This window comes from Flavobacterium sp. KH_035, from assembly GCF_057839565.1.
On the sequence record NZ_CM174492.1, the window covers coordinates 913,960 to 928,006 of the forward strand.

The window sequence follows — 14,047 nt, forward strand, 5'->3', positions numbered from 1 at the left end:
GAACTAAGCACTAAGAACTAAGGACTAATCACTAATTACCTATTACTAAACTATGAAAATAGGCCTTTATTTCGGAACGTATAACCCCATTCATGTTGGTCACTTAATTATTGCCAACCATATGGCCGAGTTTGCCGATTTAGATCAGATATGGATGGTCGTTACACCGCACAATCCGCTTAAAAAGAAGTCTACCCTATTAGACGATCATCAACGTTTGCAAATGGTTTATTTAGCTACGGAAGATTATCCGAAAATAAAACCTTCAGACATAGAGTTCAAATTACCCCAACCCAATTATACCGTTAATACGTTGGTTCACCTGCATGAAAAGTACCCAACGCATGACTTCTCTTTAATTATGGGAGAAGACAATTTGAAAACGCTTCACAAGTGGAAAAACTACGAGGTCATTTTAGCAGATTATGATATTTATGTTTATCCCAGAATTTCAGAGGAGGAGGAAAATATCGAATTAAAATCGCATCCAAAGGTTCATATCATTGATGCTCCGATTGTAGAGATCTCTTCTACCTTTATCCGAAACAGCATTAAAGAAGGAAAAAACATTCAACCTTTGTTACCCCCAAAAGTTTGGGAATATATCGATCACAATAATTTTTATAAAAAGTAAATGTCTTTCTCTGCCTCGATTTTTTATCCAAAGAAATCCAGACAATTTGATTTTACTATATCTGAAAAGCTAACTTATTATTCTTTAATTGCTAGTGTTTCGTATGTCTTATTGCTTGTATTTATAGAAACTTCATTTGGATTTAAGATTTCAGAATATGCCTATTATTTGCTTATCATTCCTGTTATAATTTATTTCATTGCTGGCGCTATCAGGCTCAACGAATATGAGAATCTAAATGGATCTTTTATAGGAAGAATTTCCTTTGAAGATGATTTTTTAGTTATTGATACAAAACAATATCACTATAATAAAATAGAAAATCTAATTCTATACGGAAACTCTTATTCTGGTCAAAGAAATGAAAACACAAAATCTGGTCCGGTATACAGCAACGGAATAAACAATTTGATTTCTTTTAATTATGAAGGTAAAAAAATCTCCCTAAATTTTAAGTTAGATTCTGAAAGACATATTGATGAACTGCAATTCGCTTTATTGGACATTATTACCAATGAAAAGATTCCATACCAAAGAAAATATTTGAATTTTATAAATATGGAACACCGCTCCTATACAAAATTTGAGTTATTCGTTGCGAAATTGATTAAAGAAAAAAGAATGGAATGCACGGAAGGATTGTTATTAATTGGATATGATTCAGATAATGAAGCAAAAGAATTAAGAGCAAAATACTGTTGCTAAAAACATGACGACAATCACAAAAAAAGCCTGAATTTGAAAATTCAGGCTTTCCTTTTTAAATACTATATTTCGATTTCTAATTCCATCATCAAAACCATGTCACCCCGAGGGGGAGCATCGGAATCAATGTATCATCAAAACTATAGATCTGTCATCCCTCTGGGATTTAGTAACTCAATTAATAAGTATCTGCAACAATACTATTAATTTTAACTCGAGATCTAATATCTGCTAAACACTGATCTACTAAAAGTTTTCCATCTCTGAAAACTTCTTTCAATTCGCCCTGTTTTTCTTCTTCCCAGGAAACATTATCCGTTAAATGATATACACCATCAATCAAATCAATTTTCATCAATCCTTTGGCTGATTTTTTAGTTCCGTCATCCGTGATCGGATCTTTAAAAATAGCTCTTCCTTCTTCGTCAACTTCTCCATAGGTGGCTTTCATCGCAAAACCAAAAGTATCTCTGGTGTTGTATTGATACGTGAATGAACCAATTCCCAAAACAACGTTGGTAGAAGCAAAACCTTTTTCTTTTAATCTCTCTCCAATCTGAGTTGCTCTGTCTACTGTAATACTATCCCCGTAAATAGCCCCAATTTGAGGAATAAGCTCTTTATATCCTTTTGCATTAACAACGCCTCCAAAAACGTCCCAAAGCAGCTCAATTACCCCTTTTTTCTCTTCTTCGGTTTTTCCGTTTGGATTACCGCAAATAATATCTACCGGATCACCACTATCAGGTCGGATAACAACTTTACCTTCTCTGGCAATTATTTCTTCTTTCAATCGTGGTAAATAATCGGTAAGCACTTTCCATAAGTCCCATGTATCCGAAACGATAGAAACGATTCCTTTTGGATATACTTCTGTCACCAATCTTTTGAAAGTTTCGCACTCTCCTTCAGTTGTTCCCATACACATTACAGAGTGCTCCGTTGCCGCAACTGAACCTGCAATCAATTCGGTATCAGAATTAGCATTGTAATATTCTTCAAAAAAGTCAATTACCGGAATGGTGTCTGAACCTGTAAAGCTCAACAAATGTCCGGCAGCAGAAGTAATTGCAGCTTCAATTCCTCCCATTCCTCTCATAGAGAAATCATGTGCCTGCCAGTCTACAAATTCAGGAACAGAAGAGGTTTCGTCGGCAAATTTGTCCAATACTTTTCGATATTCTTTAGCAATCGTAGCAGAGTTACAAGGCAGCCATACTACTGCAGACAATAAGGTTTCAAAATAATTCGTCAGCCAGAAAAACTCCGGAAGTGTATTGTACATGGTAAACATTGGCACTCTTAAAGGTACGCTTACCCCTTCTGGCAAAGCTTTAAATACCATCGGAATATATCCTAAATCGTGTAAATCTTCGATATGTTTGGTTCCAACCTGATTTTCACCTAAATAATTATTAATTCTACGAGCGTATTTTTTAACCACTTCTTCTTTCGGCTGTTTAAAAAAATCAGCCTCAAAATCATGAATAATATATTTTTTGATAAAATATTGTAATCCAAAAAACACAACTTCATCAAGACCTTCGATTCTTGATTTTCTTGGTGTCCAGTTTGAGTATACCAATGTGGTTTTATCCGGATATTGTCTTCTGTGATCAACTTTGTAACCGTCGGTTAATAATAATGGGTTCATAAAATTTATTAGTTATTAAATTTATTATTTAGCTTTAAATCCAGTTCGCTAAGAAAGTCTTTTCCGAATTTGTCATTCTCCAGTTCATTGTATAAAAACAAAGGCAAGGTTTTATCGCAATTTTCTTTGTTACTCAATATCGCCATGCATAAGGCGGCAACAGTATCTGTATCTCCACCATAATCTATACTCGTTTTTAGACAATCTTTCATAGAAGTTGCTTCCGAAACGATTTTAATGACAGCTTGCGTCATTGGATAACCGTGCATGTCAATTGGCGAAGTAATCCTGTAGATTTCATTTTCCTTTAGCGTTTCATTTAAAAATGGTATCAGGGTTGATCCATCCCCTAAATTGTATTTAAAGTAGTGAACAGCCAACGCAATACGCTTCGCACAACTGATCCCTTCGACTGTATAATGGGAAGTTCTTGCCTGAATTTCGCAGAACTGCATCAATTGATCAATGTCCTTTAAATAGCCAATACTATAAGCTCTCATGGCAGATCCGTTTCCGCTACTTCCTTTATCGATTGTTTTGATAAAATCAATTCCGCTCTTACTGGCATCCAATGCATTGTAAACCCTGTCTGAATAACCTCTTCTTTTATCTCTGTGAAATACCTCAACAAACTTATCCGCAACTTTTACTTCGTTCCAGTTCTCGTCCTCTAACAGCAATTCCGAAATTGCGATCGCCATCTGAGTATCGTCTGTATATCTTTTGTAAATTTCGGTATAAAGTCCGCGTTTATGATATTGGGTTAAATCATTATTTTGAGCAATAAAATCCAGATCCCTAAATTCGAAACCTGCACCGTATGCATCGCCTATTGCTGCTTCTAGTATCATAATGAGTTGTGTTTTATAATTTAAAAATGGGTCTGATACTTTTTTACGATTTAAATCCTATGTACTTTGCCGGCACCTCAGCAGTCAGCCAAACATTATTCTCGGACAAATAAAATTTAAATCCGTCTCTGTACATGGCACCGCTTCTTACGGTCAGAATCTGCGGAACGCCTCGTCTGCTTCCCACCTTTATCGCAGTTTCCTTGTCTTGAGAAAGGTGTACATGCTGACGGCTCATTTTTTGCAAGCCTTCAAGTTTTATGCTTTCCATAAACTTTCCAACTGTTCCGTGGTATAAAAACTCTGAAGGCTCGGTTTCATTCAGGTTCAGCTCAACCGAAATCGAATGTCCCTGACTTGCTCTGATTTTCGTTTTATCTTCATTAAAAGCAAAACGTTTTTTATCATTATTTTCTACTACGTAATCTAAAAGTTCAACAGTCATTTGATTTTGACTTCCTCTGTTATTACATTTTAGAATCAATTCTTCAACATCTGTCCAACCGTTCTCGTCTAATCTCAATCCGATTGTCTCAGGTGAATGCCTGAGTACCAGACTCAGAAATTTACTCACACTTTTAGCTATTTTTTCATTCATGACAATAGTTTCTTAAGCTCTCTCTTTCAACAATCCTATACCTATCTTAATTCATCCCTAACTTCCATCAAAGCAAAACCTAACAAATTCAAGCCTTTCCATTTAGGAGGATTCAAAACATCTTTGTGATCACCAGCCATACCAATTCCCCAAATGGCATCAACCGGACTGGCTTCTACAATAATTCTGTCGTTTGTATTTAGTAAAAAAGTTTTCAACTCAGGATTCTGACTGAATTTATGATAATTGCCTTCTTTCACAATGTCAAATCTAGCAGCCAACCAAAGCGTTTCATTATAATTCTTTACCTCTCTTCCTAACTTTTTAGCTTCGGCAGGAGAATTGGCTTTAATAATTTTTGCTAAAACTGCATTATCTTTAAACAATTCAGCCTTCTTTGCCATCATCCAGTGTTCTGCAGTTTTGTAAGTCACTTTATCAACGGTAAAAGCACTTAACCACCACTGACTGAAACAGGTTTTCGAAATGTTTCCGTCTATTGTTGGCTGGTGTCCCCAAAAAAATAAAAATTTACTTTCCGGAGCTATAGTATTTATATTGTATTTCATTTTTTCTATTTATTGAAACAAAGAAGTGATCTCTTTGTTTTTTTGTTTCAGTTTTCAAGTTCACTATATAACTTGAAACTTTCTAAACTAATTGATCCAATCCAATCACCTGAACGCTTTCGCCTTCGAAATCTTTTACTGAATTGGTGGTAAAAATAGCGTCAAAGCAATCTAAAACTTCAAAGCCTTTGTTGAAAATTCCGTGGCTTACGGCCAGGTATAATTTTCCTGCATTTTTCTTTTTTAATTCTTCAGCCAGTCCTACGAAAGTTCCTCCTCCGTCACAAATATCATCCACAATTAAACAATCCATTCCGTTTAGATCGTCTTCATATACTTTGAAACCAGATAATCTTCCGGTTTTTACATCACGGCTTTTGCTGCATTCTACAACATCAACTCCGCCTAAAAATTCAGAAACTTTGTAGATTTTCTTCAAAGCTCCACCGTCTGGAGAAATCAATTTTACGTTCTCGCCAATTACTTTTAAAACTGCTGCAATAAAAGTATGATTTGGGATGACTTCGCAGTTGTTTACCAATGCAGGAGTAACTTCAGAATGTGCATCAAAAACAAAAACTTTATTCAACTGAAGTGCATTGATGATATCAGCATATACTTTTACAGATAAAGATTCGCCTTTAATCATTACACGATCCTGTCTGGCTGCCGGGAAGTACGGAATGAACAAATCAATTACTTTAACCTCCATTCTGCGCAGTGCGTCTACTGTGATGCACAATAAACCTAAATCGTTGAATGAATTTAATCGGTGTGTAATTGTTACTTTTTGTGTAGTGTCAAAATCAGGATTAATTTTGATATGAGGCTCTCCTCCTGAAAATGTAAAACTTTGAAATTTGATTTCTTCCTGATTAACAATAGGATTGAATTTTGGGTCTAGGTTAAGTATCATAGTTTTATAATTTGCGTTAATTATACGCAAATGTAGAATTAAATTTTAAATAAACAATTTATTTTGTGTAAAAATTACGCAAACTTTATCTCAAAATGAAAACCTCCCTCTATTAATTCATTGTATTTCAGTTTATTAAACTTAAAAAGTTTTGCCGGACGACCACTTTTTATTGGAGAAAAATGTTCTGTTTGATCTAAAAAGCCATAACTAAGGATTTTTTTTCTAAAGTTTCTTCGGTCTATTTCCTTTTCTAAAATAGTACAATAAAGATTTTCAAGATCCGAAAACAAAAATTCATCCGGAAGTAAATCGAAACCAATGGGCTCGTAAGTTAGTTTTGCTTTTAATCTTTTTATAGCGGTTTCAAGTATTAAGTTATGGTCGAATGCTAAAGTCGGAATTGCATCTATTTTAAACCATTGTACCTTTTCGGCATCGGTATCCGCTTTAATTTCGAGATTCGAAGCATCGACCAAAGCATAATAAGCAACGGAAATTACACGATTTCTGGAATCTCTGTTAATATCATCTCCAAAAGTATAAAGCTGTTCCATATAAGTAAGCTGAACATTGGTCTCTTCATGCAGCTCTCTAATAACCGCTTCACTTAAAGATTCATAGTGCTTTACTAAACCGCCTGGTAGAGCCCAATACTTTTCGGCAGAGCCAAACTTTTGCTCAATTAAAAGTACATACAAACTGTTGTTCTTATATCCAAACACAATGGCATCAACCGCAATTCGAATATTTTGAAAATTCTCCATATCTAAAAAATCATATCTCACAAATATAACGAATGAGAGCCAATTTTATAATCTATCGTCTAAGCAATAAATCATAAAACTGACTCTCATCATTATCCTTTTTCTTTCGGTCTGTCTAATTTATTGTTACTGTTCTTTTTGGAATAGAAGTACAATCAGCACCATTTTTCGCAACAGTAACCTCTGCTTTAACCTCATACGTTCCTGCTGCCGGGTAAATATGCGTAGTACTAGTTCCGGTTCCGGTTGTACCGTCTCCAAATGTCCACTTTACCCCCACTAAAGTCCCCGTTCCGCTATATCCAACGGAATAGTTCATTAATTTCGGATTAGTAGCATCAGTTGAATTATGTAGTTTTACAAAAATTGCTTCTCCCAGGCAATCTACAATCTCCTCAGCGTCATTTTTGCTGCAGGAGTTAGCCGTATAAAATACCAGAGCAAACATTAAAATTGATACTATCTTTTTCATTTTTAAAATTTTTAAGAATTTATCTACCAAAAATATTCTATAAAAATACAGAAAACAATGATTTTCATCATAATCGGTTACCAAAAAACAATTTTAACTCTTTGGAGATAATTTCAAAAAACGAATTCAAATTATTGTTTTTAGCGGTCAGTACAAACACATATACTTCCGGTACATGAAAACTGTTCCACAACAATTGCAATCTATTCTCTTTGATATATTTTCTCGCATTACAATTCCAGGTTATAGCAACTCCTTCATTATCGGATAACATGCGGAGCATTTCAGATTCAGACGGAATAATGTAATTGGGTACCATCGATGGTCTTTTTTTATTAAAAGCATGCAGCCAGAATAATTTTATGTGCGGAATTCTCGCATCATGACTGTACCACTTTTGCTCATTGAGCCACTGTTCTACCTCTGTATAATTATCTGATTTTAATTTCTGACGAAATTCAGTGGCATCCAAACTTGTCGGCGCTACCATTATGAGCTTAATTTTACCCACAATTTCATAGATCGTATCAAACGTATCATACCTTTTAGTTGTGATCGCAAAATCAAGTTTTTTAGCATCAACTAACTCAAAGAGCACATCGTTTTCTGCAAAAGTAAAATCGATCAAATCAAACTTAGAAATCAGCAGATTTCCAATACAATTAAAAAGATTCCTCGAAATACCAACCGAAATTAATCGGGTAGCATCCTCTGCTTTTGCGCGAAAAGTACTCTCTACATTTTCAAGCCGGTCAAGGGCATCTATGATTAAATTATTGAGTAACTTAGCGTATTCCGTTGGTTCTACGCCTTTTGACTTTCGGTTAAACAATTTATTCCCAACATGGGCTTCCAGCATTGAGATTTGCTGGCTAACTGCAGGCTGACTCATAAATAACTCTTTTGCAGCGATAGAAAAATTTCCGTTTTTATATACAGCCTTAAAGGTTCTGTACCACTCCAGATTCACCATGACATAAATATATTTATAACAAACATAGTTTATTTTATTTTTACTGATATCACTTTAACCGTAAATTTGATCAAAATTTAAACTTATGAAAAGAATAACCTTACTTACGATTATAGCATTCAGTGCTTTTAGCATCTCAGCTATAGCTCAAAAATCAACGAAAAAAAGTGCCAAAAAAGTACTATTTGTTGTAACCAGTAATGATAAACTGGGGAATACCGGAGAGAAAACGGGATTCTGGTCAGAAGAATTCGCTGCACCTTATTATGAATTATTAGATCAGGGGGTCGAAATTACGATTGCTTCGCCTTTAGGAGGTCAGCCGCCAATTGATCCTAAAAGTGCCGATCCGGCATCGGCAACCGCAGACACTAAACGTTTTGATGCCGATAAAACTTTACAGGAAAAATTAAAACACACGCACAAACTTTCAACCATCAACCAGAAAGATTATGATGCTGTTTTTTATCCGGGAGGTCATGGACCGCTTTGGGACTTGGTAGAAGATAAAAGCTCGATTGCCTTAATCGAATCTTTCTATACCCATAAAAAACCTGTTGCTTTTGTTTGTCACGCTCCGGCAGTTTTAAAAAATGTAAAAGTTAACGGTGTCTTTTTAGTGAAAGGCAAAAATGTTACCGGTTTTACAAATGCCGAAGAAGAAGCCGTGGGCTTAACCAAAGTAGTTCCATTTTTACTGGAAGATGCTTTAACACAAAACGGCGCTAAATTTTCGAAAGAGGCCAACTGGCAGCCTTATGCTGTTCAGGACGGTCTTTTAATTACAGGACAAAATCCGGCTTCGTCTAAATTAGTGGCTGGAAAATTATTACAACAGTTAAAGTAAAAAAGGCGCTAAGATTCGAAGGTACTGAGGTCCTAAGATTACTGGCAAGAAAAAAATTAATCATTTAACAATAAAACAACAAAGATCATAAGGTTATGAATTACTAAGATTATAAACAAAAAAAACTCAGTACCTCAGCACCTTAGCATCTTAGAAACTCTAAAAAAATGCTAAACTTTGAATTATACAATCCGACGAATTTAATCTTCGGAAAAGGACAAATTGAAAAACTTTCTACTTTGGTTCCTAAAGATGCCAGAATCTTACTGGCCTATGGTGGTGGAAGTATTTTTAAAAACGGAATTCACGAACAAGTAATCAACAACTTAAAAGGCTTTGATATTGTAGAATTTGGCGGAATCGAACCCAATCCACATTTCGAAACTTTAATGAAAGCGGTTGCCGTTATAAAAGCTGAAAAAATTGATTTCATCTTAGCTGTCGGCGGTGGTTCTGTAATCGACGGTGTGAAATTCATTTCAGCAGCTGTGAATTTCGACGGAGATCCGATTGATATTTTGCAAAAACGTTTGCTTATTAAAGAAAACGCTCTGCCTTTTGGAACTGTTTTGACTTTACCTGCAACGGGAAGCGAAATGAATTCAGGAGCTGTTATTACCATCGAGGCAACACAGGAAAAACTGGCTTTTGGCGGAAGTGCCCTTTTTCCTAAATTTTCAATTTGTGATCCAACTGTAATTGCTTCATTACCAAAAAGACAATTGCAAAATGGTGTTGTGGATGCGTATACACACGTAATGGAACAATACCTGACCTACCCGCATGAAGGATATTTACAAGACCGTATCGCCGAAGGAATCTTGCAAACCTTAATTGAAGTTGGCCCAAAAGTAGTCGAAAATCCAACCGATTATGCTTTGGCTTCTAATTTTATGTGGAGCTGTACAATGGCTTTAAACGGACTGATTCAAAAAGGAGTGCCTTCAGACTGGGCCACACACATGATTGGTCATGAATTAACAGCTTTATACGGAATTGATCATGCGAGAACTTTGGCGATTATCGGACCAAGTTTGTACCAAATAATGTTTGATACCAAAAAAGAAAAACTCGCACAATATGGCAGAAGAATTTTCAGCTTAACGGGTTCTGATGATGAAGTCGCAAAAGAAGCGATCGATAAAACCGTTGCCTTTTTCCATACCATGGGAATGGACACTAAACTTTCTCAATACACGGATGACTACAGCAAAACAGCCGATTTTATCGTAAATCGTTTTAACGAAAGAGGCTGGAAAGGTTTGGGAGAAAAACAACTGATTACTTTAGAAAAAGTAAAATCGATTGTTGAAATGAGCTACTAAGCCATAAATTCAAAATAAAAAAATCCAAATTCCAACTTTAAGCTCATTTGGAATTTTACAAAAAAGGCGTTCTCACTTTCGGGGAACGCCTTTTTACAATACTAAAACAAAATTAACTAACTCAATTCTTGCTAAACTCATTAAATTCTAATTTATAAATAGTTACAACGTATTGATTGTCTTTTTATTGTGCATACCGAAAAATATTTTCTTTTTAATTTTAAACCTTCTGGAAACCATTGCATTTAATGGCGGTTTCTAAATTTCTTAAATGAGATTTTGTATTATTACTACATTATTAAGTACTTTTGCTTTAAATTATTAAAATAATGAGCGAAAATTTAAAATTTGCAGTAATTGGAGGAGGAAGCTGGGCAACAGCAATTGCAAAGATGTTATGTGTAAATCTTTCAGAAATTGCCTGGTACATGCGTAATGATGCTGCTATCGAGCACATTCAGAAATACAAACACAATCCAAACTACTTAAGTTCGGTTGAATTTGACACTACAAAACTTAAACTGACCAACAATATTAATGAAGCTGTGGCTTATGCCGACTATGTGATTTTTGCTATCCCATCTGCCTTTCTAGATGGAGAATTAAAAAACTTAACGGTTTCATTGGCAGACAAAATCATCTTTTCGGCAATTAAAGGAATTGTTCCTGAAACGAGTTTGATCGTTGGAGAACATTTTCACATTCAATACGACATTCCGTACTACAACATTGGTGTAATTACTGGCCCATGTCATGCTGAAGAGGTAGCATTAGAGCGACTTTCGTACTTAACAATCGCTTGCGGTGATCCTGATAAAGCACATGTTGTCGCAAAACATTTATCCGGAAATTACATCAAAGCCAAAATTTCTGATGATATCATTGGTACCGAATATGCAGCAATGCTTAAAAACATCTACGCCATCGCAGCAGGAATTGCACACGGTTTAGGTTATGGAGATAACTTTCAGTCGGTTATGATGAGTAACGGAATTCGTGAGATGAAAAAGTTTATCCGAAAAGTTCACAAAATGAAACGTAACATCAATGATTCGGCTTATTTGGGTGATTTATTAGTGACAGGATATTCTGTATTCTCAAGAAACAGAATGTTCGGAAACATGATTGGAAAGGGTTACACCGTAAAAAGTGCCATGATGGAAATGAGCATGGTTGCCGAAGGTTATTACGCTACTAAAAGCGCTTATAAACTAAACCAGGGTTACGGTGCTAAAACTCCAATTATCGATGCTGTTTACGCTGTTTTATACGAAGGTAAAGATGCAAAAACGGTTTTCAAAAAATTAACGGAGTCTTTGGATTAGTTTTTTTTAGAGAAGATAGATTGTTGAGGCAAGAGCAAAGAGGCAAGAATATAGAGAATAGAATATAGAAGTCAAAGTTTAGATTTCTATATATTAAAATAAAAAAAAGAGTCAAGATGAATTTTAGTTCTGTCTTGACTCTTTTTTTATCTGGCAAACCAAGTTTACAATCTATAGTCTTTATTCTATATTCTTGCCTCTTTGCTCTTGCCTGTACAAATCTGCACTCCACTCTACTTACTTCACCATAACTCCTTCAACAAACAAAATAGGCACTTCCTCCGTATCGTTTTCGTTGATTAGGTTTGATTTAAAAGTAAATTTCTTGTCGTACAAAGTATTTCCAATAAAAAACGTTACCATAAACTCGTTATTTAATACCAGTAAGCTCTTTTCTACCATTTCGATTTTCACAACCGAAACCGAAGGAACCTCAACAAATGCATGACGCAGAACAGACGTTTTTTTCATCTCTCCATCGATTGTTCCAAATGCTTTTGAAACGACCATAACGCTGTCTAAATTAAAATCACTGTCGTTTACCAGGTAGGCGTACCACACCTTTTCCATAAAATCGTCGCTCCATTCCTGAACGGCGGCCACGAATACATTTTCTACTTCCGGTATTGTTATGTCTTTTTTCATCTATTAAATTTTAAAAACCTTTGTCAAAGCCTGAAGCTTCAACAAAGGTTTGTTTATTGTAAAGGTAATTTATAACGTAAAGTCATAGCCCTGATGGAAGCGGCATCCTTTTGTTTTTTTCTTTAAAAAACAAAAGATACAGCGGACAGCAGGAAATAGCTCCTAAATATTTGCTTTAAACTGCTCTAAGAAACGAACATCATTCTCATAAAACATACGGATATCGCCAATTTGATACAGTAACATCGCAATACGCTCTACTCCCATTCCGAAAGCAAAACCGTTGAATTCGTCAGGGTTGATGTCGCAGTTTTTAAGAACATTTGGATCTACCATTCCACAACCTCCAATTTCCAACCAGCCAGTTCCTTTAGTGATACGGTAATCGGTTTCGGTTTTTAAACCCCAATAAATATCAATTTCAGCACTTGGTTCTGTAAACGGAAAGTAAGACGGACGTAAACGAATCTTCGATTTTCCGAACATTTCTTTCGTAAAATAAAGTAAGGTCTGTTTCAAATCAGCAAATGAGACATCTTTGTCAATGTACAAACCTTCTACCTGATGGAAAATACAGTGTGAACGTGACGAAATGGCTTCGTTACGAAATACACGTCCCGGAGAAATGGTACGAATTGGCGGTTTATGATTTTCCATATAACGCACCTGAACAGATGATGTATGCGTACGCAACAACACATCAGGATTTGTCTGAATGAAAAAAGTATCCTGCATATCACGCGCCGGATGGTATTCCGGTAAATTCAAAGCGGTAAAGTTATGCCAGTCATCCTCGATTTCCGGACCTTCGGAAACATTGAAACCAATGTTGGCAAAAATATCAATAATCTGATTTTTAACGATTGAAATCGGGTGACGTGAACCAATAATTACTGGCTCTGCTGCACGCGTTAAATCACCAAACATTCCTTTTACTTCCTGCTTGCTTTCCAGCTCTTCCTGAATTGCTTTTACCTTTTCTTCTGCAGCAGTTTTTAAGGTATTCATTACTACTCCAAAATCTTTTTTCTGGTCATTTGGAATATTTTTAAACTCGTTGAAAAGTTCTCTAACTAATCCTTTACTACCTAAATACTTGATTCGGAATTGCTCTAAAGATTCTTTATTTTTATCATTAAAGGCCTTGGCTTCCTCTATATGTTCTTTTATCTTGTCTATCATCAGTCTTGCTTTGAAGGTGCAAATTTACGTAATTTTAGTTAAAAGTTAGCAGTCGCAATTGCAGTTTTCGGCGAACTATATTTACAAAAATGGGGACCGCAACTAAAAACTAGTCAATAAGTTCTCTTTCTAAAAAATAATTCACAATGGCTTCTTTCATCAAAACCGATTGTTCTCCTGCTTTTAACGAAGGTAATTCTTCTTTTACTTTATAATGTGGCCATCCGTCGGCATCAAAAAAGTCAAATTCATAAAACCCGTATGGTTCTAATAATCGACAAATAGCGATGTGCATCAGGTTTAATTTTTCATCTTTTTTGAATTCACGGTGTACTTTTCCGAGTTCCTGAACTCCGATTAAATAAATTATGGCATCTAAATCTAAGTCTTCTCCTTGCGAGAATTGATTAGACAGTATATCGACGAGCTTTTCCCATCGCTCTTTTAGTTGTGTATCTCTGGACATTGTATGATTTTAGATTGTTGATTTTAGATCTTAGATTGTTGAAAAATTTAATTCTGAAGGGGACAGAACTACAATCTTAACTCTAAATTTTGAGTTGCAAAGATACACAGTTCAATAC

At 35.4% G+C, this 14,047-nt stretch carries 16 protein-coding genes; 5 read left to right on the top strand and 11 right to left on the bottom strand.

The genetic code is table 11. The features are described from left to right. Positions 1 to 52 precede the first annotated feature (52 nt). Together nadD and AC3IS6_RS04080 are read left to right on the top strand one after the other, a co-directional pair. The gene (gene nadD, locus AC3IS6_RS04075) at positions 53 to 634 is read left to right on the top strand and encodes a nicotinate (nicotinamide) nucleotide adenylyltransferase (RefSeq protein WP_489163750.1); all 582 of its coding nucleotides are present in this window, start codon (positions 53 to 55) and stop codon (positions 632 to 634) included. Further along, on the top strand, positions 635 to 1,339 hold the full coding sequence (locus tag AC3IS6_RS04080) for a hypothetical protein (RefSeq protein WP_489163751.1): 705 nt from the start codon (positions 635 to 637) through the stop codon (positions 1,337 to 1,339). Positions 1,340 to 1,517: 178 nt separating this feature from the next. Here the strand turns inward: AC3IS6_RS04080 and AC3IS6_RS04085 are convergent, their stop codons facing one another. From AC3IS6_RS04085 to AC3IS6_RS04120, 8 genes are all read right to left on the bottom strand, one after another. Continuing rightward, positions 1,518 to 2,993 carry a nicotinate phosphoribosyltransferase gene (locus tag AC3IS6_RS04085; RefSeq protein WP_489163753.1) on the bottom strand — a complete coding sequence of 492 codons (1,476 nt, stop codon included), beginning with the start codon at positions 2,991 to 2,993 and terminating at the stop codon, positions 1,518 to 1,520. An 8-nt stretch (positions 2,994 to 3,001) separates the two neighbouring features. After that, positions 3,002 to 3,844, bottom strand: coding sequence for an ADP-ribosylglycohydrolase family protein (locus AC3IS6_RS04090; RefSeq protein WP_489163755.1), 843 nt, complete (start codon positions 3,842 to 3,844; stop codon positions 3,002 to 3,004). A 43-nt stretch (positions 3,845 to 3,887) separates the two neighbouring features. After that, a complete protein-coding gene (locus AC3IS6_RS04095) occupies positions 3,888 to 4,442 on the bottom strand; it encodes an RNA 2'-phosphotransferase (RefSeq protein WP_489163757.1) in 555 nt (184 codons plus the stop codon). Between the two features lie 41 nt (positions 4,443 to 4,483). Next, entirely contained in the window at positions 4,484 to 5,011 is a 528-nt protein-coding gene (gene ybiA, locus AC3IS6_RS04100; RefSeq protein ID WP_489163759.1) for a riboflavin biosynthesis intermediates N-glycosidase, read from the bottom strand. Positions 5,012 to 5,093: 82 nt separating this feature from the next. Continuing rightward, complete coding sequence (prs, locus tag AC3IS6_RS04105) at positions 5,094 to 5,927, bottom strand: ribose-phosphate diphosphokinase (protein ID WP_489163760.1); 834 nt, start codon at positions 5,925 to 5,927, stop codon at positions 5,094 to 5,096. A 74-nt stretch (positions 5,928 to 6,001) separates the two neighbouring features. Continuing rightward, the gene (locus AC3IS6_RS04110) at positions 6,002 to 6,694 is read right to left on the bottom strand and encodes an NUDIX hydrolase (RefSeq protein WP_489163762.1); all 693 of its coding nucleotides are present in this window, start codon (positions 6,692 to 6,694) and stop codon (positions 6,002 to 6,004) included. Positions 6,695 to 6,809: 115 nt separating this feature from the next. After that, positions 6,810 to 7,166 (bottom strand): PKD domain-containing protein, encoded by a 357-nt coding sequence (locus AC3IS6_RS04115; RefSeq protein ID WP_489163764.1) that lies wholly within the window; start codon positions 7,164 to 7,166, stop codon positions 6,810 to 6,812. A 67-nt stretch (positions 7,167 to 7,233) separates the two neighbouring features. Continuing rightward, a complete protein-coding gene (locus AC3IS6_RS04120) occupies positions 7,234 to 8,139 on the bottom strand; it encodes a LysR family transcriptional regulator (protein ID WP_489163766.1) in 906 nt (301 codons plus the stop codon). An 85-nt stretch (positions 8,140 to 8,224) separates the two neighbouring features. Here AC3IS6_RS04120 and AC3IS6_RS04125 point away from each other — a divergent pair, with 85 nt between their 5' ends. The 3 genes from AC3IS6_RS04125 (at position 8,225) to AC3IS6_RS04135 (ending at position 11,636) form a co-directional block, all read left to right on the top strand. Beyond that, positions 8,225 to 8,986, top strand: a complete 762-nt coding sequence (locus AC3IS6_RS04125; protein WP_489163768.1) for a type 1 glutamine amidotransferase domain-containing protein — start codon at positions 8,225 to 8,227, stop codon at positions 8,984 to 8,986. A gap of 167 nt (positions 8,987 to 9,153) precedes the next feature. Then, positions 9,154 to 10,311 carry an iron-containing alcohol dehydrogenase gene (locus tag AC3IS6_RS04130; protein ID WP_489163770.1) on the top strand — a complete coding sequence of 386 codons (1,158 nt, stop codon included), beginning with the start codon at positions 9,154 to 9,156 and terminating at the stop codon, positions 10,309 to 10,311. 329 nt (positions 10,312 to 10,640) lie between these two features. Next, positions 10,641 to 11,636 carry an NAD(P)H-dependent glycerol-3-phosphate dehydrogenase gene (locus AC3IS6_RS04135; RefSeq protein WP_489163772.1) on the top strand — a complete coding sequence of 332 codons (996 nt, stop codon included), beginning with the start codon at positions 10,641 to 10,643 and terminating at the stop codon, positions 11,634 to 11,636. A gap of 237 nt (positions 11,637 to 11,873) precedes the next feature. Here AC3IS6_RS04135 and AC3IS6_RS04140 read toward each other — a convergent pair whose 3' ends face one another. From AC3IS6_RS04140 to AC3IS6_RS04150, 3 genes are all read right to left on the bottom strand, one after another. Continuing rightward, positions 11,874 to 12,281 carry a hypothetical protein gene (locus tag AC3IS6_RS04140; protein ID WP_489163774.1) on the bottom strand — a complete coding sequence of 136 codons (408 nt, stop codon included), beginning with the start codon at positions 12,279 to 12,281 and terminating at the stop codon, positions 11,874 to 11,876. Positions 12,282 to 12,443: 162 nt separating this feature from the next. Beyond that, the gene (pheS, locus tag AC3IS6_RS04145) at positions 12,444 to 13,463 is read right to left on the bottom strand and encodes a phenylalanine--tRNA ligase subunit alpha (RefSeq protein WP_489163775.1); all 1,020 of its coding nucleotides are present in this window, start codon (positions 13,461 to 13,463) and stop codon (positions 12,444 to 12,446) included. A gap of 109 nt (positions 13,464 to 13,572) precedes the next feature. Further along, on the bottom strand, positions 13,573 to 13,929 hold the full coding sequence (locus AC3IS6_RS04150) for a hypothetical protein (protein ID WP_264525631.1): 357 nt from the start codon (positions 13,927 to 13,929) through the stop codon (positions 13,573 to 13,575). Between the last annotated feature and the right edge of the window lie 118 nt (positions 13,930 to 14,047).